This is a genomic window from Acinetobacter lwoffii (assembly GCF_022809915.1).
Classification (GTDB): Bacteria; Pseudomonadota; Gammaproteobacteria; order Pseudomonadales; family Moraxellaceae; genus Acinetobacter; species Acinetobacter lwoffii_M.
Genome location: NZ_JALGQY010000022.1, coordinates 24898 through 48616, shown reverse-complemented (window position 1 = coordinate 48616; position 23719 = coordinate 24898). Strand labels below are relative to the sequence as shown.

24 protein-coding genes are annotated in these 23719 nt (G+C 42.5%); 14 read left to right on the top strand and 10 right to left on the bottom strand.

Annotated elements, in window-relative coordinates; translation table 11 throughout:
• The first annotated feature begins 52 nt into the window (after nt 1-52).
• From MTX11_RS11605 to MTX11_RS11595, 3 genes are all read left to right on the top strand, one after another.
• The gene (locus tag MTX11_RS11605; RefSeq protein ID WP_005106643.1) at nt 53-2692 is read left to right on the top strand and encodes a bifunctional aconitate hydratase 2/2-methylisocitrate dehydratase; all 2640 of its coding nucleotides are present in this window, start codon (nt 53-55) and stop codon (nt 2690-2692) included.
• A gap of 70 nt (nt 2693-2762) precedes the next feature.
• Nucleotides 2763-3584 carry a hypothetical protein gene (locus MTX11_RS11600; RefSeq protein ID WP_243475161.1) on the top strand — a complete coding sequence of 274 codons (822 nt, stop codon included), beginning with the start codon at nt 2763-2765 and terminating at the stop codon, nt 3582-3584.
• 8 nt (nt 3585-3592) lie between these two features.
• Nucleotides 3593-3814 (top strand): hypothetical protein, encoded by a 222-nt coding sequence (locus tag MTX11_RS11595; RefSeq protein WP_243475160.1) that lies wholly within the window; start codon nt 3593-3595, stop codon nt 3812-3814.
• Between the two features lie 199 nt (nt 3815-4013).
• Here the strand turns inward: MTX11_RS11595 and MTX11_RS11590 are convergent, their stop codons facing one another.
• Nucleotides 4014-4877, bottom strand: a complete 864-nt coding sequence (locus MTX11_RS11590; protein WP_243475159.1) for an alpha/beta hydrolase family protein — start codon at nt 4875-4877, stop codon at nt 4014-4016.
• A gap of 117 nt (nt 4878-4994) precedes the next feature.
• Here MTX11_RS11590 and MTX11_RS11585 point away from each other — a divergent pair, with 117 nt between their 5' ends.
• Nucleotides 4995-5453: a hypothetical protein gene (locus MTX11_RS11585; protein ID WP_243475158.1), complete on the top strand. Its 459-nt coding sequence runs from the start codon at nt 4995-4997 to the stop codon at nt 5451-5453.
• 113 nt (nt 5454-5566) lie between these two features.
• Here MTX11_RS11585 and MTX11_RS11580 read toward each other — a convergent pair whose 3' ends face one another.
• Nucleotides 5567-5785: a hypothetical protein gene (locus MTX11_RS11580; RefSeq protein WP_004645284.1), complete on the bottom strand. Its 219-nt coding sequence runs from the start codon at nt 5783-5785 to the stop codon at nt 5567-5569.
• Between the two features lie 586 nt (nt 5786-6371).
• Complete coding sequence (gene brnQ / locus MTX11_RS11575) at nt 6372-7658, bottom strand: branched-chain amino acid transport system II carrier protein (protein ID WP_243475157.1); 1287 nt, start codon at nt 7656-7658, stop codon at nt 6372-6374.
• 350 nt (nt 7659-8008) lie between these two features.
• Between brnQ and map the strand changes: the two genes are divergently transcribed.
• Nucleotides 8009-8803 carry a type I methionyl aminopeptidase gene (gene map / locus MTX11_RS11570; RefSeq protein ID WP_243475156.1) on the top strand — a complete coding sequence of 265 codons (795 nt, stop codon included), beginning with the start codon at nt 8009-8011 and terminating at the stop codon, nt 8801-8803.
• Nucleotides 8804-9049: 246 nt separating this feature from the next.
• On the opposite strand, the gene MTX11_RS11565 is transcribed toward map, so the two are convergent.
• The 4 genes from MTX11_RS11565 to MTX11_RS11550 all read right to left on the bottom strand — a co-directional run bounded on the left by MTX11_RS11565 (nt 9050) and on the right by MTX11_RS11550 (nt 12253).
• Nucleotides 9050-9949 (bottom strand): LysR substrate-binding domain-containing protein, encoded by a 900-nt coding sequence (locus MTX11_RS11565; protein ID WP_243475155.1) that lies wholly within the window; start codon nt 9947-9949, stop codon nt 9050-9052.
• A gap of 84 nt (nt 9950-10033) precedes the next feature.
• Nucleotides 10034-10738, bottom strand: a complete 705-nt coding sequence (locus MTX11_RS11560; RefSeq protein ID WP_243475154.1) for an SIR2 family NAD-dependent protein deacylase — start codon at nt 10736-10738, stop codon at nt 10034-10036.
• A gap of 19 nt (nt 10739-10757) precedes the next feature.
• Nucleotides 10758-11690, bottom strand: a complete 933-nt coding sequence (locus MTX11_RS11555) for an alpha/beta fold hydrolase (RefSeq protein ID WP_243475153.1) — start codon at nt 11688-11690, stop codon at nt 10758-10760.
• Between the two features lie 20 nt (nt 11691-11710).
• Nucleotides 11711-12253 carry a PadR family transcriptional regulator gene (locus tag MTX11_RS11550; RefSeq protein ID WP_005247223.1) on the bottom strand — a complete coding sequence of 181 codons (543 nt, stop codon included), beginning with the start codon at nt 12251-12253 and terminating at the stop codon, nt 11711-11713.
• 166 nt (nt 12254-12419) lie between these two features.
• Between MTX11_RS11550 and MTX11_RS11545 the strand changes: the two genes are divergently transcribed.
• The 3 genes from MTX11_RS11545 (at nt 12420) to MTX11_RS11535 (ending at nt 16225) form a co-directional block, all read left to right on the top strand.
• A complete protein-coding gene (locus tag MTX11_RS11545) occupies nt 12420-14444 on the top strand; it encodes an NADPH-dependent 2,4-dienoyl-CoA reductase (RefSeq protein ID WP_243475152.1) in 2025 nt (674 codons plus the stop codon).
• 187 nt (nt 14445-14631) lie between these two features.
• Nucleotides 14632-15042, top strand: coding sequence for a nuclear transport factor 2 family protein (locus tag MTX11_RS11540; protein WP_044108912.1), 411 nt, complete (start codon nt 14632-14634; stop codon nt 15040-15042).
• Between the two features lie 70 nt (nt 15043-15112).
• On the top strand, nt 15113-16225 hold the full coding sequence (locus tag MTX11_RS11535; RefSeq protein ID WP_243475151.1) for a YheT family hydrolase: 1113 nt from the start codon (nt 15113-15115) through the stop codon (nt 16223-16225).
• Between the two features lie 57 nt (nt 16226-16282).
• Here the strand turns inward: MTX11_RS11535 and MTX11_RS11530 are convergent, their stop codons facing one another.
• A complete protein-coding gene (locus MTX11_RS11530) occupies nt 16283-16702 on the bottom strand; it encodes a hypothetical protein (RefSeq protein WP_243475150.1) in 420 nt (139 codons plus the stop codon).
• Between the two features lie 228 nt (nt 16703-16930).
• Here MTX11_RS11530 and MTX11_RS11525 point away from each other — a divergent pair, with 228 nt between their 5' ends.
• The 6 genes from MTX11_RS11525 to rodA all read left to right on the top strand — a co-directional run bounded on the left by MTX11_RS11525 (nt 16931) and on the right by rodA (nt 23144).
• Nucleotides 16931-18571 (top strand): CTP synthase, encoded by a 1641-nt coding sequence (locus tag MTX11_RS11525; RefSeq protein WP_005100051.1) that lies wholly within the window; start codon nt 16931-16933, stop codon nt 18569-18571.
• 32 nt (nt 18572-18603) lie between these two features.
• Nucleotides 18604-19461, top strand: coding sequence for a 3-deoxy-8-phosphooctulonate synthase (kdsA, locus tag MTX11_RS11520; RefSeq protein ID WP_004278721.1), 858 nt, complete (start codon nt 18604-18606; stop codon nt 19459-19461).
• 59 nt (nt 19462-19520) lie between these two features.
• Complete coding sequence (gene eno, locus MTX11_RS11515; protein WP_004278719.1) at nt 19521-20810, top strand: phosphopyruvate hydratase; 1290 nt, start codon at nt 19521-19523, stop codon at nt 20808-20810.
• A 7-nt stretch (nt 20811-20817) separates the two neighbouring features.
• Complete coding sequence (locus MTX11_RS11510; protein ID WP_004645271.1) at nt 20818-21210, top strand: septum formation initiator family protein; 393 nt, start codon at nt 20818-20820, stop codon at nt 21208-21210.
• Nucleotides 21179-21892: a 2-C-methyl-D-erythritol 4-phosphate cytidylyltransferase gene (ispD, locus tag MTX11_RS11505; protein WP_071852077.1), complete on the top strand. Its 714-nt coding sequence runs from the start codon at nt 21179-21181 to the stop codon at nt 21890-21892. The genes MTX11_RS11510 and ispD overlap by 32 nt, the downstream gene beginning before the upstream one ends.
• Nucleotides 21893-22004: 112 nt before the next feature.
• The gene (rodA, locus tag MTX11_RS11500; protein WP_004645269.1) at nt 22005-23144 is read left to right on the top strand and encodes a rod shape-determining protein RodA; all 1140 of its coding nucleotides are present in this window, start codon (nt 22005-22007) and stop codon (nt 23142-23144) included.
• Between the two features lie 150 nt (nt 23145-23294).
• Here the strand turns inward: rodA and MTX11_RS11495 are convergent, their stop codons facing one another.
• A complete protein-coding gene (locus MTX11_RS11495) occupies nt 23295-23597 on the bottom strand; it encodes a cyd operon YbgE family protein (RefSeq protein WP_071852073.1) in 303 nt (100 codons plus the stop codon).
• Between the two features lie 3 nt (nt 23598-23600).
• Complete coding sequence (gene cydX / locus MTX11_RS11490; RefSeq protein ID WP_004278713.1) at nt 23601-23702, bottom strand: cytochrome bd-I oxidase subunit CydX; 102 nt, start codon at nt 23700-23702, stop codon at nt 23601-23603.
• Nucleotides 23703-23719 lie beyond the last annotated feature (17 nt).

The following is a 23719-nucleotide window of genomic DNA, read 5'->3' as shown; positions in this document are numbered from 1 at the left end:
TTGGAATAAGCAGGAATTCATAAGTAATTTTTTAAAAAAGAGGAATAACACTGTGCTAGAAGCTTACCGCCAACACGTTGAAGAACGTGCCGCACTCGGAGTCCCACCGAAGCCACTTGACGATGCCCAAACAGCTGCATTAGTTGAACTACTAAAAAACCCGCCAGCTGGTGAAGAAGCATACTTGGTAGATTTGCTTGAAAACCGTGTACCAGCAGGTGTTGACCAAGCTGCATATGTAAAAGCTGCGTTCTTAGCTGCATTGGCAAAAGGCGAAGCAACCTCTCCACTCGTTTCTAAAGAACGTGCTGTTTATTTACTAGGTACTATGCTTGGTGGTTACAACGTAGCGCCTTTAGTTGAACTTTTAGACAATGCTGAGCTTGCTGAACTTGCAGCTGAAGCATTGAAAAAAACGCTTCTTGTATTTGATGCATTCCATGACGTTGCTGATAAAGCAAAAGCTGGTAACGCAAATGCTCAAGCAGTTATGCAGTCTTGGGCTGACGCTGAATGGTTCACTAGCCGTAAAGACGTTCCTGAAGAAATCAAACTGACTGTTTTCAAAGTAACTGGCGAAACCAACACTGACGACTTGTCACCTGCACAAGACGCTTGGAGCCGTCCAGACATTCCATTGCACGCAAATGCAATGTTGAAAAACGTACGTGACGGAATCAATCCAGAAGTTCCTGGTGAAGTGGGTCCACTTAACCAAATTAAAGAATTGATCGCGAAAGGCAACCAAGTTGCTTACGTTGGTGACGTTGTTGGTACAGGTTCATCTCGTAAATCTGCAACTAACTCTGTACTTTGGTTCTTCGGTGATGACATTCCACACATCCCGAACAAGAAAGACGGTGGTTACTGCCTAGGTTCTAAAATCGCTCCAATTTTCTTCAACACGATGGAAGATGCTGGTGCGTTACCGATCGAGATCGATGTTGCTAACATGAACATGGGCGACGAAATCGTTCTTAAGATCGATCACGCTGCTGCTAAAGTAACTGCGTTCAAAGACGGCGCGCAAATCGCTGAAGCTGAACTTAAAACTCCAGTACTTCTAGACGAAGTTCGTGCTGGTGGTCGTATTAACCTGATCGTAGGTCGTGGTTTGACGACTAAAGCGCGTGAAGCTTTAGGTCTTCCAGTATCTACAATGTTCCGTACTCCGGTTCAGCCTGCTGCAACTGGTAAAGGTTTCACTCAAGCTCAGAAGATGGTTGGTCGCGCTTGTGGTCTTCCTGAAGGTCAAGGGGTACTTCCAGGTACTTACTGTGAACCTAAGATGACTACTGTGGGTTCGCAAGATACAACAGGTCCAATGACTCGTGACGAATTGAAAGACTTGGCTTGCCTAGGTTTCTCTGCTGACCTTGTTATGCAATCTTTCTGTCATACAGCTGCTTATCCAAAACCAGTTGACGTTCAAATGCAACACTCGCTTCCTGATTTCATCATGAACCGTGGTGGTGTGTCTTTACGCCCAGGTGACGGTATTATTCACTCTTGGTTAAACCGTATGCTTCTTCCGGATACCGTTGGTACTGGTGGTGACTCGCATACACGTTTCCCAATCGGTATTTCATTCCCGGCGGGTTCTGGTCTTGTAGCGTTCGCTGCAGCAACTGGTGTTATGCCACTAGATATGCCTGAATCTGTACTTGTGAAGTTCAAGGGTAAAATGCAGCCTGGTATCACTCTACGTGACCTTGTACATGCAATTCCTTACTACGCAATTAAGGAAGGTGACCTAACTGTAGAGAAGAAAGGTAAGAAAAACATCTTCTCTGGTCGTATCCTTGAGATCGACTTAACAGAAATGGAAACTGACCTGACTGTTGAGCAAGCATTCGAACTTTCTGATGCTTCTGCTGAACGTTCTGCTGCTGGTTGTTCTATCACGCTTTCTGAAGAGAAAGTTGCTGAATATCTTCGTTCAAACATCACCATGTTGAAGTGGATGATTTCTGAAGGTTATGGCGATGCGCGTACGATGGCTCGTCGTGTTGAGAACATGGAAAAATGGTTGGCTAACCCAAGCCTGATCAAAGCTGATGCTGATGCTGAATACACCAAAGTGTATGAAATCGATCTTGCAGACATCAAAGAACCTATTCTTTGCTGCCCGAACGATCCAGATGATGCGAAACTTCTTTCTGACGTTCAAGGCGCGAAAATTGACGAAGTATTCGTTGGTTCTTGTATGACTAACATCGGTCACTTCCGTGCAACTGGTAAGTTGCTTGAGAAAGTTCCTGGTGGTGCATTGTCAACTCGTTTGTGGATCGCTCCACCGACGCGTATGGACGAACATCAGTTGATGGAAGAAGGTTTCTATAACATTTATGGTAAAGCTGGCGCGCGTACTGAAATGCCAGGTTGTTCATTGTGTATGGGTAACCAGGCACGTGTAGCTCCGAACACGACTTGTGTATCGACTTCTACGCGTAACTTCCCGAACCGTTTAGGTCAAGGTGCTAACGTTTACCTGGCTTCTGCTGAACTTGCTTCTGTTGCTGCTGTATTGGGTAAATTACCTTCTCCAGAAGAATACCAACAGTATGCAGCTCAAATTGACAGCATGTCAGCTGACATCTATCAATACTTAAGCTTCGACAAGATGAGCGAATATACTAACGCTGCTAAAGACGTTGATACTAAGAAAATTGCTGCTGCTCAGTTAACTTAATTGTTGGTTAAAAAGTAGTTTAAAATAAGGGCTGATTTATCAGCCCTTATTTTTTTGAGAAGAATTATTAATGGAATTATCAGATTTATCAGTGTTGTTGTTTAGTACATTAGGATCTACAAGTTTTCTTGTTGGTATTGCATATTTTTTTAAAGATATTATTTTTAAGTATTATGAAAAGAAAATTAATATTAAATTTGAAAAAGAAATGGAAGAATTTCGACAAAAAATAAGAGAAAAAGACAGTCATATAGCGTTAATAAATAATTATTTAACTGATTTAGAAAAAAATCGTTCAAAAGTAAGAAATGATAAGCAATTAATTGCTGCGGAAGATTGTTTAAAATTAATAAAAGTATTTAATAAAACAAACTTCCTGATTCAAATACTAATAAGAATTAATTTTAAAAAAGTATATGCTGAAAAAAGAGAATTAGAATTACAATGGGTTGGTGAGCAGCTATACCGTGACTGCAACATTGAAAATATTTTAAAACAAATTAAAGACTTAAATAGTGATTTTATAGATCTTTATTTAGATCATGAAAGTTTAAATAGTTTGCGTATTTTTCAGGGAATAACAGTTACTGCAATAACATTAATAGCGGCTTTTAAAGATAAAACCACAGAATTTTTAAAAAAAGAAGATAAAGAGCTTGTTGAACTAATAATTAAATACTTACCAAGTACTAAAAGTTCATTTGAGAAATATGGTGACGAGTATATGTTTATTTGGCACGATTATTTTTATGAGAAAACTTTAATCTCATTACGCAGTTTTGTTAGTGGTGAAAAAATCAATGATGATATCGTCAATATTCAAAAAATAACAATGACAACTAGAAAAATTTATAATAATTTACCTGATGATTTAAAAGTTCAAAGAAGTTGAAGTAATCAATGCCCAAACAATCCCGATTTCTCTGTATTGGTGGTTTCCTCAACGGAACGCAGGTCAAAGACCAAGGTGATAAATTCACCTGTGTTGAAAATGCCAAACAAGTGACTTATCACAAACGTGAAATCTTCCATCCAGACTCTTGGGATCATGACTATTATGTTTGTGAAACTACGACTGAGAAACAGGCACGAAATTGGGTCTATGACATTGAGTCAAAATAATATTTAATTTGATAAAGAAAGACATGGGTTGGCGTTATCGTCAGCCCATTTTTATATACGTTTTAAAATATTGAGACAATAAAAAGCCCCATGGTTAGGGGCTAGTCGTATATAGGTCAAGCCCATATACTGTAAGAGGCTCATCTCAAACTGAGAGTATTAGAACACAGCAGCCTGCAAATAACCATCTAAATCTGATTTAAACCGTCAATTGCTGTTCAATCACCGGCCATAAATTCTGATGCGATTTCTTGAACATCAGCATATGACCAATGGCTTTATAGGCATAACTTTTAGGTCTAAGTTCAATTATCTGGGTTTTTGCGTTTGGATATAAACGTAGTAAATCTTTCACGTTGGCTTCCGTGGCAATTTCATCATCCGATGACCAGATCGAGGTAATCGGGCAGGTGATTTGAGTATGAAAATCTGCTTTAGGTGATATAAGTTTACCGACCGCATTCATCACATAGCCCGGTTTACTACAAAACAGTGCCCATTCTCGTGCTACATCTTTAGGCAGGTTTTCACCCATACCAATCGCTTGAGTCGGGCCATAACCTTTGGTGATTCGGGCCAGTGGGAAAATGACATTAAACATGACCGGCGCAAGCAATCTAGTTTTACCTTTAAGTCCTTTGATATGTCCGGTTGAGCAAGACACGGCTACGACTTTTGCGACTTTATGATGATTTGGTACGATACCTAAAAGCTGACCACCGGCGCTATGTCCAAGTAAAGTCACCTTTTCTGTATTGGTACGCGTTAATAAAGCATCGATCGCGGCCGGAATATCCAGTTGACCCCATTGCACAATACTGGCTTTTGAATTTCTCAACGGACCGTGTAGTGAATCACCAATCCCCCGAAAATCAAAGACCATAACGGCATAGCCTTGAGCTTGTAACCAGACACAAAACTGATGATAAAACTGTTTGGTAATGCCAGTTGCCGGACACATTAATACCGGAAGTTTTTCAGTTTCAGAAATAGCTGCATAAAAACGTGCACTTAAGCGATAGCCATCCTGACACTGGAGAGTCAATGTTTCAAATTCAGACATACGATACACTATGATTTTTATAATCCCATGAAGCTTTTACTGTATAGATTTTTAGCAGGGTAGCTTGGGGAAAACATGACTTAAAAGTCAGTAAAATAATAGAGATGGAATAAACTTATGCAGCTAATGGAACTTGAGCTGGCCGTTAAAATAGCCGTTATTTTTAGTGGAATATTCTTGTGGATCGGGATGTTGACCGGTGTCTGGAAATATTGGCAGATTCGTCAATCACCTCAGTCACGCGCACATTATTATGTCGATATTGCCCATCGTAGCAGCCTGCTTTATGCACCCGCAACTTTAATTCTGGCAGTATTAGCCTATTGTTCAGTGTGGCCGAGTATGGTGAATCTGATTTGCGTACTGATCAATATTCTGTTTTTCAGCTTCTCGATTGCCGCTTATATGTTGCATGGTTTCCTGCAAGACACAACGAATCAGTTTAAACAGCCGCATCAGTTGGGTAAGTTTCATTTGCCAGAAAGTTTGATGACTTTAGCCATGCTGGGTTTAATTATCGCAGAATTGGGCGGGACAGGGATTTTGCTCTATGGAGCATTTGCGGGATTATTCTAATCTTCTTTTTATAGTTATTCTGAAAGGATGCTGGAATGTTTGAAAGTTAAAACACTTTTTTCATCAGATGGATGACTGGCCATATCATCCATCTGGGCTAATTTAAAATTTGTTTATCGGTATTTCTGGTCTATGGCAGCCCATAGGAAAAATGCAGCTGAGACAATCAGTGCATAGCCAAAGTATTCAAGTTTTAAATTACCTTGAATTAAACAATGGACGGTTAAAGTCAGCATGAGTGCAAAAGTGGTGCATATAAATGTCACCAGATTGGTGTTGTTGGCTTTAAGAGCGTCAATGAAGACTTGCTTGTTGAAATGTAATGATAACATCTCCATCCCTCCCATTTATTTATGTTATTGAAGATTAAAGCAGATTTAATCAGTCAGAATTGAATATATAGTTGTACTGTTTAATTTGGACCTTTGCAACTGCTGTGGCAGGCTTTTACAGTCAAAATGGCCATCTTTAGTCGTATAACTACATAATCACTTGATTAGGCAAGAATTATATTTTCAGATTTCACCTCCAGCTAATTTTGGAAATAAGATGTAGTCATCATTTGATTAATGCGACCAGATAGAAAATGCAAATTCTACGCCAAAGATATGTAGTGTTAATCAATACTTTGTAAGCCTGCGTATGACTCGGAGGGGGACTTGGTTTAAGTTGGCAACAATAGGTATCTAAAATCAGGAAATTAAAGTTTTGTTTATATTTATATAAAAAATAAAATAATTAAAGTGCAATTCTATACATCATATTTTATAGAAAATCTTAGTATCAAGATTTACAGCGGTGATTTGATGCCATGATGAAGAAACAATAAATGCCCGTTTGGGTAAAACCTGACAATTATTGATCACGCTCAAACCGGATTTTGGGTAAAAATACGATTTTTCAGACATCCTAGAAATTTTAGTTTCTAATACGGTCAATCACAGCTGTAATCAGCAATACAATCATGGATGGAATAAACCAGGCCAGATTCTGTTCTGATAGAGGTAAGTTTTGCAGTAATGCAGGCAATTCAAAACCAGCGACTTTTAATCCGTCAAAAATACCAAAGATCAAGGCCACCAGGGTCACTGGCGCAATCACATGAGATGGTTTCTTGAAGAAGCTCGCACAGAAGCTCAGCATAATGACGCTAATGGCAGGCGGATAAATAGCGCTCAAGACTGGAACCGAAACAGCAATCAGTTTGGTTAAACCCAGGTTTGAAATCACCAGTGAGAAGCCGACCAGAATAAAGACAAAAATCTTGTACGGGATTTTGGTCAAACTGGAGAAATACTCGGCGCAGGCACAGGTCAGACCAATTGCAGTGACCATACAGGCAATAAAAATCATGCCAGACAGGAAGTAGGCACCCATATCGCCAAAAGCATGTTGTACATAAGCATGCAGGATAATGGCACCATTGGCTGCATTTGGTGCGATCTCATGGCTACCCAGTCCAAGTTTAAACAGACTTAAATACACCAGAGTTAAACCAATACCAGAAATAATGCCGGCATTGACCGCATATTTGGTAATCAGTTTTTTATCGGTTACACCACGTGAAGTAATGGCTTTAACAATCACAATACCGAAAACTAAAGCGCCCAAAGTATCCATGGTTAAATAACCATTCACGATACCTTCAGTCACTGGACTGGTAACGTAATTATCGATCGCTGCAGGCGGATTGCTGGCAGGAATCATCACGGCTGCTACACCCAAAATTATCAAAGAAATAATTTTAAGTGGCGACAGGAAATAGCCGACGGTATCCAGGATCTTGTTTGGATATAAGGACACGATGGTCACCACAGCAAAATAGATGATGCTGTAAATGAGCAGACTACCAGATTCATTGCCAAAGTAAGATGAAAAACCGATTTCATAAGAAACGGTTGCGGTACGTGGCGTCGCAAATAAAGGACCAACAGCCAAATAACATATCACGGTCAGTAAAATGCTGGCTGCTTTGCCAAGAGGTGAGCTTAGTGCCTGAATGGAGCCTTCAACGCGAGACAACGCAATAATGGTGATCACGGGTAAGCCGACTGCTGTAATAAGGAAACCTAAAGCAGCGAGCCATACGTGTTCACCGGCTTGTTGAGCCACAATCGGTGGGAAGATAATGTTGCCCGCACCAATAAACAGTGCAAAGGTCATAAAACCAAGGGCGACAATATCCCGGGTACGCAGACTTGTCATAAAGGGAGATCAATAGAACAAAAGAAAGCGATTTTAGTGTATATGTCCAATTTTTTGGAGTTTATTTTAAGGTTGGAAGCCTTGATTCTAGTGAGTTTGCAGATCACATAACCGCTCATTCAAGTCTTGGTAGAAATATATGTTTGATAATTCGCTGAAAAATATATTTTTCCTTATAAGCTCAAAAGATATCTACACTTGATATCAAAATATGTCAGTTATTGTTTGTATAAATAAGCAGCAGTGAAAATTCCTATTTCAAGGAAAATTGCTGTGCTGAAACTCAACAACTGAGACATATTTCGCAAAAAAAGGATTATAATTCAGGGATTCATAGTGAGGATAGGTATATGCGAGCTCCAGCGATTAGTCTTAAAACTGAGCAAGATGTTGAAAAACTGCGGATAGCTGGGCGTTTGGCTGCAGAGGTTTTAGCGATGATCGGGGGACATGTCAAGCCAGGTGTCACGACTGAATATCTGGATGATCTCTGTCATGATTTTATTGTCAATACATTAAAAGTGACGCCAGCCAATATTGGCTATTATGGCTACACCAAAACCACCTGTATTTCACCGAATGAAGTGGTTTGTCACGGCATTCCATCATCAAAAGTTGTTCTGCAGGATGGCGATATTATCAATATTGATGTTGCCATTATTAAAGACGGTTATTTCGGTGATACTAGCCGGATGTACTATGTTGGAACCCCATCTCCAGAAGCCAAGCGATTGGTCAATACCACTTATGAAGCTATGGTGGCCGGGATTCATGCGGTGAAGCCGGGCGCGACCTTGGGTGATATTGGTTATGCGATTCAAACGGTCGCACAGCGTGAAGGCTATTCCATTGTGCGTGAATATTGCGGTCATGGCATCGGCAAGGTCTATCACGAACAGCCAAACATTCTGCATTATGGTCAGCTAGGTCAGGGCATTAAATTGGTTCCGGGAATGGTGTTTACTATTGAGCCAATGGTGAATATGGGCAAAGCTCGCGTCAAAGAGCTGAAAGATGGCTGGACTGTGGTCACCACGGATAAATCCTGGTCTGCCCAATGGGAACATATGGTCTATGTCACCGAAACCGGATTTGAAGTCTTGTCGCCTTGGCCTGAAGGCGCAGGTGAGTATCCGGAGATTTAAAATATTGATTGCATGATCTTTATTTAGATAATCCACTTACATAAATTACAACTCACTCGTGATTGTTGACGAAAACATACAAAACACTACATTAAACAGTGGTTTAGGATTGTATATCTGATTAAAATAAGAGTCAGATACATAGTTCCTTTTTTCGCTCACTATGCTGTAGTGAAAGTTTTCTAGCTCATTTTTCCCCAAGAATGAGCTATTTTTTTTGTCTAGTTTTTCTCAAAAGTACTTCATTTAGCGCCGATTTAATTCAGCGACCAGATAATCAATAAAGACCCTTACTGCAGGTAATAAGCCGCGACGTGAAGGATAAACCACATGGAAAATACCATGCGGTGCTTTCCAGTCAGGAAGCACTCGAACCAGTTCACCACTTGCCACGTAATGCTCGACCACATTATCTGGTAACAAAGTGATGCCTGATCCTGACGCGGCCAATTGTGCCAGCATATTTAAGTCAGAACCCATAACGGTTGGACTGACACGAATTTTTTTCTGTTCCTGCTGTTCATTTTGTAAGGTCAGAAACTGTTCGGTATGATCTTCAGCCATACTCAGAATTTTATGTTCAGCCAGTTGCTCAGGGTTTTTCAGTTCACCAAATTCATTTAAATAACCTTGACTGGCAAATAGATGCTGCTCAATTTTTTCAAACTGGCGGATCACCAGATTCGGGTCATCATCCAGGCTGGAACGGACACGTAAGGCCAGATCAAAGCCTTCATTGATAATATCGACCCGGCGATTGGTGATCATCATCTGGACTTTAATTTCAGGATATTTTTTCAAAAAATCCGGCAGAATTTTTGCCAGTTCGTTCTGGGCAATAGACACTGGCAGACTGACTTTAATAGTTCCGCGTGGTTCGGTACTCAGATGATCGACCAGATCATGCGCTGCCTGTGCAGCATTCAGCATAACTTGGGCATGCCGATAAATATTCATGCCAATATCGGTGACGGCAAAATGACGAGAACTGCGCTGAATCAGACGTACACCCAGACGCTCTTCCAGATTAAACACCCGACGGCTGAGTTTGGATTTGGGAATATCGGTCGCACGTTCGGCTGCACTAAAGCCGCCATGTTCCACCACCTGAGCGAAACAGTAAAAGTCATCCAGATCAGACAGCATGGTTTAATTCCATCCTTGCAACGATAAGCTGATTAAAAATTGATTGTTGCATACTGTCAATCAGAGAATGCAGCGCATAAAGATTTAATTCCCGGATTTCAGTAAGCCTAGCAGTGTTTGCATGCCATCGGTCGCGTTTTGGGGGATTTTGTAAAACTGCCCAGGCAAATGCTGCTGCTCGGCTTTCGGGTCGATGTAATAGGCCTGACAGCTTGCAGGAATCTCATGAATTAATCCGGCAACCGGATAAACCTGCAGGCTGGTACCAATGACCACAAAAATATCGGCATCCTGTACACAGTCTTGAGCTTCTTCATATGCGGGCACGGTTTCGCCAAACCAGACCACATGAGGACGCAGCGGATATCCTGCCTTGCAAAAGTGTTGATTTAAATCTAATTCAGAACCTTCAATTGGATAAAACTCGGTCGTGCTTTGTGCGTCGGGGCCTGAGCTTTTGGCCAGACGAATATTGCCATGTAAATGGATCACCTTGGAGCTGCCGGCACGTTCATGTAAGTCATCAATATTTTGGGTGATTACATGCACATCAAAGTTATCTTCAAGATCCGCAATCACTTGGTGGGCAGCATTTGGCTGTGCTTCTAGAATATTTTTACGGCGGGCGTTATAAAAGCGTTGTACCAGTTGCGGATTTTTAGCCCAAGCCTCAGGTGTAGCCACTTCTTCTATACGATACTGTTCCCAAAGTCCATCACTGTCGCGAAAAGTATTAATGCCACTTTCGGCGCTCATGCCTGCACCGGAAAAGACCACCAGCTTTTTCATTGTTCTATCTCCTGAATCTTTAGGCAGCTGAAGTGCTAGATTGTGAATTTTCTTTTAAGAAGATGCCAAGTTCTCGGGTAAATTTTAAGGGTTCAGTCAGTAAAGGTGTATGGCCGGATTTTCTGAAAAGTATCTGTTTGGCCTGAGGTAGGCTTTCTGCAATCAGGCGCTGACCTTCAAAAGGATACAACTTGGATTGTACACCGCTAAAGAAAGTCACCGGACAGCTGAGCTGGGCCAATGCTTCTCGGTAATCTTCACGATGATATAAATAATTGTTGATATACCACGTCATATAATCCACCCGACTGGAAGGCAATAACAGACTTTGCAGTCGTGGTTGATTCAAAATGAATTCGAAAGCTTTCAGGCTATATTTTTGTTCATTTTGTAGCTGAATAAACTTTAGCCATAGGGCGGCAATTTGTTTACGGACAGAAACGTCAAGATCGCGAATCAATTCAACTTGCTGATATTGTGCAAGTAGGGCAGAGAGCTGCTGCAGAATGTCGATAAATTCCTGATGACGTGGGCCAAAAAGACCAAAAGCCCAAGCATCATCGACTGGTATTTTGGGAGTCTGCTCAATGTGCAAATAAGCTGTTATGTGTTTGGCAAAGTCCCCATAGTGCAGGCCATGCATGGTTGTCGTCGCGCCTATAGAGTAAGCAATCACAATGAATTTATCTAAATTGAGCTGTTGAATTACCGATTGAATATCCAGCCAGTGACTGGAAATTGCATCAAGATCTTGCGGAATTTTACAGCGACTGGAAGCCCCAAAGCCGCGCCATTCCGGAATAATGAAACGGAAATTTTTCTGATGCGCATAGAGAAAAGCTTTCCATTGCCAGCTCAGCATGCCGAGTCCTGAGAGTACCAGTACCGGCTGTCCCTGACCGTATTCGAGTACAAATAGCTGTTCACCATCGGGCATGCGATAAAAGGGCATGTGTGTCTCCGTATTTACAGTTATTTTGCATCAAATTGTTTGAGTCGCTGAATGACCTGTTCCAGCCAGGAAATCCAGCCCAGTTCCTGATCAATCCCCAGTTGTAAAATCATTTTATGAATATACAAGGTACGGTCATTTTCGTGTGCTTGAGCAAAGTCCTTGGCAAAAATCTGCTGATAGGTTTTTAGTTTTTCTTTATGCAGTTCCAGATGGCGTTCCAGCTCTGCCAAGGTGTTATTGCCACCAAGCTGGGCTTCGGCACGTAAACGCACCATCAGTTCTTCGCGCAGTTGTGCCGGTGGACTTTGTTGCAGCATCCAGTTGGCCAGTTCTTCCCGGCCCAGACGTTCCACCTGATATGTCTTTTTGCGGCTATTGGAATCTTCCTCTTCTATCGTCGAAATCCATCCTTTTTGCAGCATGGCATTCAGCTCGCGATAAATCTGCTGATGAGTGGCATTCCAGAAGAAGCCCATGGATCGGTCAAAACGGCGGGCCAGTTCGATTCCGGTGCTGGGCTTTTCAATCAGGCTGGTCAATAAAACATGCGCTAAAGACATAAGCGTCTCAAAAAAGTGACTCAGGATTATTATGCAACATGTTGCATAAAAATCAATTCTGGCATATAAATTAGTGCAACAAGTTGCATTAAACTGGAAAGTTTGAGGGATCAAACTGCCAGTTGCTAAAACAATAGCCAGCCTAAACGCACGCTCAGGAGTTGAAATGTCTAAATATCCGAATTTACTTGCCCCATTGAACTTGGGTTTTACCACGCTTAAAAACCGCGTGTTAATGGGTTCCATGCACGTTGGTCTTGAAGAGGCACCCGGCGGATATGATCGGATGGCAGCTTTCTATGCAGAGCGTGCCAAAGGTGGAGTCGCTTTAATCGTCACCGGCGGGATTTCACCAAATGATCATGGGGTGACGTTTCATGGTGGTTCCAAACTTGACACTCTTGAAGAAGCTGAAAAGCATAAGGTAATTACCCAGGCCGTACATGAGGCGGGCGGGAAAATTGCCATGCAGATTTTGCATACCGGACGCTATTCTTATCAGGCTGAAAATGTTGCGCCGTCTTCAATTCAGGCACCGATTAATCCAGTCAAACCGCATGCTTTAAGCTCGGCTGAAGTGCAGCAGACCATCGATGATTTTGCTAACTGTGCCAGACTGGCTCAGTATGCAGGTTATGACGGTGTCGAAATCATGGGCTCGGAAGGCTATTTGATTAACGAGTTTATTGCCGCGCGTACCAACCATCGTGATGATGAGTGGGGTGGAAGCTATGCAAACCGCATCCGTTTCCCGATTGAAATCGTACGCCGTACCCGTGAAATGGTCGGTGAGAACTTTATCATTATTTATCGCCTATCTATGCTGGATCTGGTCGAAGGCGGTTCAACTCTGGAAGAAGTCATCCAGTTGGCCAAAGAAATTGAAAAAGCCGGTGCGACCATTATCAATACCGGCATTGGCTGGCATGAAGCGCGTATTCCGACTATTGCTACCAAAGTACCTCGTGCAGCCTTCACTTGGGTGACGCGTAAACTGAAAGGTCAGGTGAAGATTCCTTTAATTACTTCAAACCGTATTAATACCCCGGAAATGGCTGAGTATGTATTGGCATCTGGTGATGCTGATATGATTTCTATGGCTCGCCCAATGCTGGCTGATTCGGAGTTTGTTCTGAAAGCGGAGCAGGGTCGTAGCGATGAGATCAATACCTGTATCGGTTGTAATCAGGCCTGTCTGGATCATATTTTCTCAATGAAAATTGCCACCTGTCTGGTCAATCCACGTGCCTGCTATGAAACAGAGCTCATTTTTAAAGAAACCAATGTTGCAAAAAATATTGCCGTGATTGGTGCAGGTCCTGCAGGTTTAAGTTTTGCTGTATATGCGGCAAATCGCGGTCATCAGGTGACGGTATTTGAAGCCGCTGCTCAGATTGGTGGGCAGTTTAATATTGCCAAGACCATTCCAGGCAAGGAAGAGTTTTATGAAACCTTGCGTTATTTCAAACGCCAGATTGAATTACAGCCACGTATTAAATTGCAGCTGAACCATAAGGCGAGTCTGGAAGAACTGGCTCAGTCAAACTTTGATGACATTGTGGTGGCAACAGGCGTGACACCGCGTCAGCTTGAGATTCCGGGCATTGCTCATGCAAAAGTACTGTCTTATCTGGATGTTCTGAAAGAGCGTAAGCCAGTGGGGCAGCGAGTTGCCATTATTGGTGCAGGCGGTATTGGTTTTGATACAGCCGAATTCCTGAGCCATGAAGGGGAAAGTGGTAGTATCAATCCGGAAAAATTCTATGATGAATGGGGTATTGATACTGACTATGAAAATGTCGGTGGCTTAAAAGCCGCAAATGTAGAAAAACCGCAACGTGAAATTTATTTATTGCAACGTAAAGCTGCTTCAGTCGGCGCGAGTTTGGGTAAAACCACAGGCTGGATTCATCGTACCGGTTTAAAACACCGTGACGTAAAAATGATTGCGGGCGCCAATTATGAAAAAATTGATGATCAGGGCTTACATATTGTCGTGAATGACAAGCCTGCTGTGTTGGAAGTCGATCACGTGATTATTTGTGCCGGTCAGGAATCTTATACCGCCATGTTTGATGAGCTAAAAGCGGCGGGTAAAAATGTGCATCTGATTGGTGGAGCGAAAGAAGCGGGTGAGCTGGATGCCAAGCGTGCAATCCGTCAGGGTGCTGAATTGGCGGCGGTGATCTGAAAATATTAAAACCTGCTTTTTCCCCTCTCCTTTATTAAAGGAGAGGGTTAGGGAGAGGATTTGTAAGAAAGAATCCCCCCTTGCGAAGCAGTACTTCTCACCTTTAATAAAAGGGGGAATTCTTTCAATTAAAAGAAAGAAGTATTTAAGCTTTTATTAAAAAATATCAAAAAAGAAGGAATCCAAAATGACCATCGAAAATACCAGAAAATCCATTGCACGCTGGCATGAGATGCTGGAAACCCGTGATATGTCGATCTTGAATGAACTACTTGCTGAAGAAGTGGTATTTCGTTCGCCTGTGGCTTTTCAGCCTTATCCTGGAAAACAGGTGGTATTTTTTATTTTGACTAATGTCATTCAAGTCTTTGAAAAATTCACCTATCACCGTGAATTTATAAGTGAAGATGGTAACAATGTCGTACTTGAGTTTTCTGCCAATGTAGGCGATAAAAAACTAAAGGGAGTTGACATGATTCAGTTTAATGAAGAGGGGCAGATGATTGATTTTGAAGTCATGATTCGACCTAAGTCCGGACTTGAAGCCTTGGCTGTACAGATGGGCCAGCGGATGCAATCATTCCAAGCTAAAACTTAATTCGAACTATTGATTCAAGTCGGCATGAAATTTGTAAATCACAGCTAGTACAACTAGAGGGGGATGACAGATGAAAATGTTGCTTAAAAAATTGGGTCAGCTTTCCAGTGAATATCTGGATCGTTTCAGCGGAGCAGATCAGCCGACCCTGTATTACAATCCGAATGGTGTATTTTCAGGACTCATTGAACGCTTACCGCAGTTGCAACAAAAATATCGTCCTACGCCTTGGTTAGCCAATGCACATGCACATATTCTGTATTTCGATTTAATTAAAAAACGTACCATTAAGCTGAAATATGATGCGCTTGAACAGCTGAAAATGTCAGATGGCGGCATTACCGGTATTGCTTGGTATGGACTGGATCTTCCGGCAAATACGCCAACGATTGTCTTACTCCATACCATTACCGGTTCTCCTGAATCGATGCGTGAACTGGTTCGTGATCTGCATAAACATACCGGTTGGCGTGTGGCATTGTGTTTACGCCGTGGTCACGCAGACTTACCCATGCCTGTGCCTAAAATGAACCTGTTTGGTTCAACTCAGGATTTGCGTGAACAACTCTTGTATATACAGGACAGATTTCCTCAATCCGATCTCTATGGAGTTGGCTCTTCTGCGGGTACGGGATTGTTAGTGCGTTATCTGGGCGAAGAGGGTGAACAAACCCCATTAAAAGCAGCTTTTGCTTTATGTCCTGGCTATAACACTGAAACTGGTTTTGCCAATGTGCATCCGTTTTACAGTAAAGTTATGGCCAAAAAACTGATTAAGCGCTTTATTCATCCTTATCAGGAAACCTGGCAGGTCTGCCCAAGCTGGAAACAGTTATTAGAAGTTAAAGATCTGTCCGAATTTGAAAAACTCTATTTTGAACTGGCTGGATTTACGGATTATGCCAGTTATACCCAGGCAACCAATCCGATTTATGTATTTGAAAGTATCAAAATTCCGCTGATGATTTTAAATGCGGAGGATGATCCTGTGTGTCACATCCGAAATTTAGAACCTTATAAAGAAAAAATTCGGGCGATGTCCAATATTATGGTGATTACCACCAAAAAAGGCAGTCATTGCGGCTTTTATCAGGGCTTGATGCAAACCGAATCTTGGGCTACCCGACTAATGGCAGATTATTTGATTCACTTATCTCGTGCACCGGCAACAGTATCTGCTTAAAAAGTTCCAATAAAAAACCCAGCATCTGCTGGGTTTTTTTGATGAATGATCCTGTAATCAGTCAAGTGCTGGCATCGCTGCGGCAATCGCGTCAGCAACCGCATCATCTTCAGACTTGTTTTCTGGATTTGAATTGGTTTTAGGGGTGGTCTCAGCAGGCTTTGACGCAGGTTCTTCGCGGGTTTCAGGCACTGGTGCCGGCTCAGTTGTTTCTGGCTTTTTGATTTCACGACGGATTTCGGTCGTGGTGTTTTCAGTTTGCTCACGTTGAATTTCAACCGTTGGCGCTACTTCCTCTTCAATTACCATTGGCTCTACAGGTTCAAGCGGTTCAAATTGCGTTGGTTCTGGAGTCGAGATTTCAGATGCTGGAGTAACTTCTACTTGCTCTTCTTCTTTTGGTGCTTCTTTTTTTACACACGCAGTTAATGTCAGGCCAGTCAGGATTAGGGTGGAGATTAAAAGTTTCTTCATCATCATTGCATCAAACATAAAAGTGTGGAGTGGATACACTATTATAGCAGCAAAATGCAAGATAGAAATCATATGAACTTACTGTAATTTTTTATAGGAATTGCTGTTAGAATAGTCAATTGTTTATTGTTCTTTGAATTGATGCGGATTGACTTTGCTTTCTAGGTACAAGGTAAAGTAAAATTGCGCAACATTGCAGGCCGATTTAGGCTCGATTGTACGAGAAACCCAATGACCCATTTTATTTTCGTTACTGGTGGTGTAGTTTCATCACTAGGTAAAGGTATTTCAGCTGCTTCTGTTGCTGCACTTTTAGAAGCTCGTGGTTTAAAAGTGACCATGGTAAAAATGGATCCATACATTAATGTCGATCCAGGGACAATGAGCCCATTCCAGCATGGTGAAGTTTTTGTTACAGAAGATGGTGCTGAAACAGACTTAGACTTGGGTTACTACGAACGTTTCTTGCGTCGTGCGAAAATGACCAAACTGAATAACTTCACATCAGGCCGTGTTTACCAAGATGTTCTAAACAAAGAACGCCGTGGTGATTACCTGGGTGGTACTGTGCAAGTTATTCCACACATTACTGACAATATCAAAGAGCGTGTACTTCGTGCAGGCGAAGGTTATGACGTTGCGATCGTAGAGATCGGCGGTACTGTAGGTGATATTGAATCTCTCCCATTCATGGAATCTGTACGTCAGTTAATGGTTGAACTTGGTCATAAACGTACCATGTTAATGCACTTAACGTTACTCCCATACATTAAGTCTGCAGCAGAATTAAAAACCAAACCAACACAGCACTCTGTTAAAGAACTCCTGTCGATTGGTATTCAGCCAGACATTCTCATCTGCCGTACAGAATACGATGTAGATGCAGATACGACGCGTAAGATTGCATTATTTACCAACGTTGAAGCACGTGCCGTTGTGGTATGTAAAGACGCACGTTCGATCTACCAGATTCCACGTACATTCTACGAACAAAATGTTGACGATTTAATCTGTGAACGTTTTGGTTATAACGATCTTCCTGAAGCTGATTTAACAGATTGGGATAACGTTGTAGAAGCACTGCTGAACCCTGAATACACCGTACGTGTTGCAATGGTTGGCAAATACGTTGAACTTCCAGATGCTTACAAATCAGTCAACGAAGCACTTCTGCATGCGGGTATTCAAAACCGTGTGAAAGTTCAGATTGACTACGTAAACGCTGAAGAGCTTGAAAGCCAAGATGTAGCAGAAGTATTGAAAGATGCTGATGCGATTCTGGTTCCTGGCGGTTTCGGTGAGCGCGGTACTGAAGGCAAAATGAAGGCGATTCAGTTCGCACGTGAGAACGGTGTGCCGTTCCTCGGTATTTGCTTGGGTATGCAGTTGGCCGTGATCGAATACGCACGTAATGTTGCTGGTATTGCAGATGCGACTTCGACTGAATTTAACCGTTCAACCAAATCTCCATTGATTGGTTTAATTACTGAATGGTTAGATGAGCGTGGTGAAGTTCAGCAACGTTCTGCTGATTCTGATCTGGGTGGTACGATGCGTTTAGGCGCGCAAAAATCTGAACTGGTTGCGGGGACTAAAACTGCAGAAGTTTATGGTTCTGAAGAAATCATCGAACGTCACCGTCACCGTTACGAGATGAACAACCGTTATATCCCAGTGCTGGAAGAAAAAGGCATGAAGATTTCTGGTTATTCTCCGGTACAGCATCTGGTAGAAACTGTTGAAATTCCTGCACATCCTTGGTTTATTGCAGTACAATTCCACCCGGAATTTACCAGCTCGCCACGTGATGGTCACCCATTGTTTGCAGGTTTCATTGATGCTGCGAAAAAGCAGTACCAAAAAACCAAATAATCGGTGTGTAGGACACAACTAGGGAAGTTTAAATGTCGCAATTAAAACCACAAGAAATTGTACGTTTGGGCGATATACAAATGGCAAATCATTTGCCATTTGTATTATTCGGCGGAATGAATGTACTTGAATCTAAAGACCTGGCTTTTGAAATTGCAGAGACTTATGTCGATATCTGCACACGTTTGGGCATTCCTTATGTGTTCAAAGCCAGCTTTGATAAAGCCAACCGTTCAAGCCTGAACTCTTTCCGTGGCCCAGGCCTGGAAAAAGGTCTCGAGTGGTTAGCTGACATTAAAAAACACTTTAATGTGCCGATCATCACCGATGTGCATGAGCCGTACCAAGCGGCTCCTGTTGCAGAAGTGGCAGACATTATTCAATTGCCAGCTTTCTTAAGCCGTCAGACGGATCTGGTTGAAGCCATGGCGAAAACGGATGCGATCATCAACATCAAAAAAGCCCAGTTCCTGGCTCCGCACGAAATGCGCCATATTCTGCATAAGTGTCTGGAAGCTGGAAATGACAAGCTGATTATTTGTGAGCGTGGTTCGGCATTTGGCTATAACAATCTGGTTGTAGATATGCTGGGCTTCGACATCATGAAAGAGATGAATGTGCCGGTGTTCTTTGATGTGACCCATGCCTTACAAACGCCAGGCGGCCGTGCAGATTCTGCCGGTGGTCGTCGTGCGCAAATTACAACGCTTGCGCGTGCGGGTATGGCAACAGGTCTTGCAGGCTTGTTCCTAGAAGCCCATCCAGATCCGGAAAAAGCCAAGTGTGATGGTCCATGTGCGCTGCGCATGTCTCAGCTTGAGCCGTTCCTGGCACAGCTAAAAGAATTGGATACCTTGGTTAAAGGTTTCGAAAAGTTAGATACACACTGAGTTTATCACTCTTGCGCTGCCGTATAGGCAGCTCATATTAATCAACTGAGGAATAGTTCATGAGCCAAATCGTTGACATTCGTGCACGTGAAATTTTGGACTCTCGTGGTAACCCTACCATCGAAGCAGACGTAATCTTAGCATCTGGCGTAGTTGGCCGTGCATGTGCACCATCTGGTGCTTCAACTGGTTCTCGTGAAGCTTTAGAACTTCGTGATGGCGATAAAGCGCGTTACTTAGGTAAAGGCGTTAAAACTGCGGTAAATAACGTCAATACGTTAATCCGTGACGCTTTGGTCGGTAAATCAGTATTCGAACAAAAAGACATCGATAACACGATGATCGCGCTTGACGGTACTGAAAACAAAGAAAAATTAGGTGCAAACGCAACTTTGGCAGTGTCTTTGGCTGCTGCGCGCGCTGCTGCTGAAGAAAAGAAAATTCCTCTTTTCCAATACATCGCAGATCTTCGCGGTCAAACGATTTTGACCATGCCTGTACCAATGATGAACATCATCAATGGTGGTTCACATGCAGACAACAACGTCGATATTCAAGAATTCATGATTGAGCCAGTAGGCTTCACTTCATTCTCTGAAGCGCTACGTGCCGGTGCTGAAATTTTCCATTCACTTAAATCAGTATTAAACAAAAAAGGTTTAAACACTGCGGTAGGTGATGAAGGTGGTTTTGCACCGAACTTACGTTCAAACGAAGAAGCAATCACGGTTATTCTTGAAGCAATTGGTCAAACTGGCTACAAAGCAGGTTCTGACATCATGCTTGCGCTTGACTGTGCATCTTCAGAATTCTACAAAAATGGTCAATACATTCTTGCGGGCGAAGGCAACAAAGCGTTCACAAGCAACCAGTTCTCTGACTATTTAGCAGGTCTTGTAAACCAGTACCCAATTATCTCGATTGAAGATGGTCTGGACGAATCTGACTGGGAAGGCTGGTCTTACCTGACTTCAATTCTTGGTGACAAGATCCAGTTGGTAGGTGATGACTTGTTCGTAACGAATCCGAAAATCCTGCAGCGTGGTATCAACGAAAAAGTGGGTAACTCTATTCTGATTAAATACAACCAGATCGGTACCTTGACTGAAACTTTAGATGCCATCTACCTTGCGAAAGAAAATGGTTACTCTACGGTAATTTCACACCGTTCAGGCGAAACTGAAGATTCAACGATTGCTGATCTTGCAGTAGGTACAGCAGCGGGTCAAATCAAGACGGGTTCACTTTGCCGTTCTGACCGTGTAGCGAAATATAATCAATTACTTCGTATTGAAGAATTGACTAATGCTGCATATCGCGGTAAAGCTGAGTTCAAAGGTTTGAACTAAGCGACTTATGTCAATGTTAAATGTATTCGACTCGACTGCGAGTAAAGTACTGTTGGGCCTTGCGATCATTTTGATCGCAGGGTTTCAATATTTATACTGGTTTGGTGAAGGTGGTTATCATGATCATCAGCAACTGACCCAGAAAATCCAACAACAAATGGAATTGAATGATGAGCTAAAAGAGCGTAATCGCGTTCTGGCAGCAGAAGTTTATGATTTGAAGAATGGTATTGAAGCCATCGAAGAACATGCGCGTTTAGATCTTGGTCTGATTAAGCCACGCGAAACTTTTATTCAAATGAGCACGATCAGTACTCAATATAAACCGATCTATCTTAATCCTAATTCTAAAGTAGACCTGCGAACCAATGAGTCAGCTGAAGCACCAACCACACCTTAAACTTTGGGTCATTCTTCCAGCTGCAGGTTCCGGTAGCCGTTTCTCTAAAACAGAACTGAAACAATATCAGATGATTCAAGAGCGAACTGTTCTTGAACATACGGTGGCTCGTCTGAATCAACTGCCTTTGATGGGTTATGTCCTGGCGATTGGTGCACAGGACAACGTGGCAAAAACATTGCCATTTTCCAGTCTGGAGAAAGCCCATTTTTGTTTGGGTGGTGCCGAGCGGGTGAATTCCGTGTTAAATGCACTGAACTATTTATCTCAAATCGCTTCTGAAAATGATTGGGTGCTGGTACATGATGCGGCGCGTCCCTGTGTCAGTCTGGATTGTCTGCAACAACTGGTCAATACGGCGATTACAAATGATCAGGCTGCGATTCTGGCCATCCCGGTGCGAGATACACTTAAGCGTGTAGTAACCAATTTTGATATCGAGGAAACAGTGGATCGCTCGATGCTCTGGCAGGCACAAACACCACAAATGGCCAAGCTAGGTGTGTTGAAACGGGCGATTGAGCAGGCTTTGCAAGATGGTGCTACGATTACTGATGAAGCCAGTGCGCTGGAACATATCGGCGAACAGGTGAGTGTAGTACAAGGGCGTTCCGATAATATTAAAATTACCTATCCGGACGATCTGGAACTGGCCAAGCTGATTTTACAGGCTCAGGCTTAAAAATATATTCAAATAATATTTAAATAAAAGCAGAATAAATCTGGCTATAGCGATCTATTCGCTATAGCTTTCACTTATAATTTTGCCATCATTCTTTTTCACCTTTTGGCCAATGATACCTTCACAGCAGTATCGGTTTTTACGTCACTCTTTGCGTGATGGACGTAGTATTAACCCGCAAGATTCATCTCGATGGACCAAGTTGCACCTTGATCCCTGGTTATTGTGCTTTCTAGTTCTCAATGCAATCCTGGGTTTAATGGTGGTGTATAGCGCGACATCCGAAGACTCTGGCATGGTGGTGCGTCAGGCGATCAGTTTTGGAATTGGTTTTGTGCTGCTGTTTATCTGTGCGCAGATTCCACCGAAAGTTTATCAGGCGATTAGTCCATACCTGTACGCCTTCGGGATCTTCATGCTGCTTCTGGTCTTTGTGATTGGTGAAAAACGCTTGGGTGCAACCCGCTGGATTACCTTGCCGGGGGTAGGAAGCATGCAACCGAGTGAGGTAATGAAATTTGCGATGCCTTTGATGATGGCATGGTATTTTGCACGTAAGCCGTTTCCTCCCAAATTTTTGCATATTGTGGGGGCTCTGATTTTATTGGGCGTACCATTTGTTTTGGTGGCGCTTCAGCCTGACTTGAACATTGGCTTGGTGATTCCCGGTATTTTTGTTCTATTTTTAAGTGGGATGTCGTGGCGTCTGATTGGTGGTGCAGCCGCTGCAGTAGCCGTGGCAGCTCCGGCTGCATGGATGTTTGTATTACAAGAGTATCAAAAAAAGCGTATTACTACGCTATTTGATCCGGAGTCGGATGCCTTGGGTGCAGGCTGGAATATTATCCAGTCCAAAATTGCGATTGGTTCAGGTGGTTCCACGGGTAAAGGCTATACTGAAGGTACGCAATCACATTTAGGTTATCTTCCTGAACATCATACTGACTTTATTATGTCGACTTATGCCGAAGAATTCGGTTTTATCGGTGTTTTCCTGCTGTTTAGTTTATTCACTGCCATTATTATTCGCTGTCTGATGATTGGTTTAAACAGCTTTCATAACTTTGGCCGTTTATATGCTGGAGCCATGGGACTGACTTTCTTCTTCTTTGTATTTTTAAACTCAGGCATGGTGAGCGGGATTTTACCTGTAACGGGAGATCCATTGCCGCTCATGAGTTATGGTGGAACAGCAGTAATTTCTATGCTGGCCGGGATGGGCATTGTGATGTCGATCCATACTCATCGATAAATCATTCTAAAAGTCGGACTGTTTCCGGCTTTCTTATAGACTTAAAATAAGTTGTTTTAAAAATCCTGTTGGGCCAGAAGAAAAAAAGAGTATTCTAGAACTCGTATTAAATTAAAAAGCCCTCAAATGAGGGCTTTTTAATTTAATACTTTAACTGAGAAACCAGGTGTAATAGCCCCAGATCATTAAAGGCCAAGTTAAAAATGGACTAAATAGCCATTTCCAGAACCAGTGGCGCGGCACAAAGCCCACACCATGGACAAAGCCTCCAGAAATACCAATCATGATATACATCATGGCACTATGGCTATATTCACCATTGGCATCCAGCATTGCAGAAGGATGAACCAATAACACGGCTGCGAGAGGAAAAGCCAATAGGCAGGAAATCATCATCGCAAATTTGTTTGGTTTCTTGTCTACAACGGTTTTCTCAAGCGCAGCTTCGGTCATGTTTTATTCCTCATCCAGATCTTGGTGTTGTTCCATATAAATGGCAGCAATCACACTGGCAAAACACGCCATCAGTACACCCAGAATCCAAGCAAAATACCACATAGTTGTCTCTCCTTAAG

Bases quoted from the DNA above. Each gene is read 5' to 3' on its own strand.
- MTX11_RS11600 (WP_243475161.1), top strand. From the start codon at position 2,763: ATGGAATTATCAGATTTATCAGTGTTGTTGTTTAGTACATTAGGATCT.
- MTX11_RS11595 (WP_243475160.1), top strand. From the start codon at position 3,593: ATGCCCAAACAATCCCGATTTCTCTGTATTGGTGGTTTCCTCAACGGA.
- MTX11_RS11590 (WP_243475159.1), bottom strand. From the start codon at position 4,877: ATGTCTGAATTTGAAACATTGACTCTCCAGTGTCAGGATGGCTATCGC.
- MTX11_RS11585 (WP_243475158.1), top strand. From the start codon at position 4,995: ATGCAGCTAATGGAACTTGAGCTGGCCGTTAAAATAGCCGTTATTTTT.
- MTX11_RS11580 (WP_004645284.1), bottom strand. From the start codon at position 5,785: ATGTTATCATTACATTTCAACAAGCAAGTCTTCATTGACGCTCTTAAA.
- brnQ (WP_243475157.1), bottom strand. From the start codon at position 7,658: ATGACAAGTCTGCGTACCCGGGATATTGTCGCCCTTGGTTTTATGACC.
- map (WP_243475156.1), top strand. From the start codon at position 8,009: ATGCGAGCTCCAGCGATTAGTCTTAAAACTGAGCAAGATGTTGAAAAA.
- MTX11_RS11565 (WP_243475155.1), bottom strand. From the start codon at position 9,949: ATGCTGTCTGATCTGGATGACTTTTACTGTTTCGCTCAGGTGGTGGAA.
- MTX11_RS11560 (WP_243475154.1), bottom strand. From the start codon at position 10,738: ATGAAAAAGCTGGTGGTCTTTTCCGGTGCAGGCATGAGCGCCGAAAGT.
- MTX11_RS11555 (WP_243475153.1), bottom strand. From the start codon at position 11,690: ATGCCCTTTTATCGCATGCCCGATGGTGAACAGCTATTTGTACTCGAA.
- MTX11_RS11550 (WP_005247223.1), bottom strand. From the start codon at position 12,253: ATGTCTTTAGCGCATGTTTTATTGACCAGCCTGATTGAAAAGCCCAGC.
- MTX11_RS11545 (WP_243475152.1), top strand. From the start codon at position 12,420: ATGTCTAAATATCCGAATTTACTTGCCCCATTGAACTTGGGTTTTACC.
- MTX11_RS11540 (WP_044108912.1), top strand. From the start codon at position 14,632: ATGACCATCGAAAATACCAGAAAATCCATTGCACGCTGGCATGAGATG.
- MTX11_RS11535 (WP_243475151.1), top strand. From the start codon at position 15,113: ATGAAAATGTTGCTTAAAAAATTGGGTCAGCTTTCCAGTGAATATCTG.
- MTX11_RS11530 (WP_243475150.1), bottom strand. From the start codon at position 16,702: ATGATGAAGAAACTTTTAATCTCCACCCTAATCCTGACTGGCCTGACA.
- MTX11_RS11525 (WP_005100051.1), top strand. From the start codon at position 16,931: ATGACCCATTTTATTTTCGTTACTGGTGGTGTAGTTTCATCACTAGGT.
- kdsA (WP_004278721.1), top strand. From the start codon at position 18,604: ATGTCGCAATTAAAACCACAAGAAATTGTACGTTTGGGCGATATACAA.
- eno (WP_004278719.1), top strand. From the start codon at position 19,521: ATGAGCCAAATCGTTGACATTCGTGCACGTGAAATTTTGGACTCTCGT.
- MTX11_RS11510 (WP_004645271.1), top strand. From the start codon at position 20,818: ATGTCAATGTTAAATGTATTCGACTCGACTGCGAGTAAAGTACTGTTG.
- ispD (WP_071852077.1), top strand. From the start codon at position 21,179: ATGAGTCAGCTGAAGCACCAACCACACCTTAAACTTTGGGTCATTCTT.
- rodA (WP_004645269.1), top strand. From the start codon at position 22,005: ATGATACCTTCACAGCAGTATCGGTTTTTACGTCACTCTTTGCGTGAT.
- MTX11_RS11495 (WP_071852073.1), bottom strand. From the start codon at position 23,597: ATGACCGAAGCTGCGCTTGAGAAAACCGTTGTAGACAAGAAACCAAAC.
- cydX (WP_004278713.1), bottom strand. From the start codon at position 23,702: ATGTGGTATTTTGCTTGGATTCTGGGTGTACTGATGGCGTGTTTTGCC.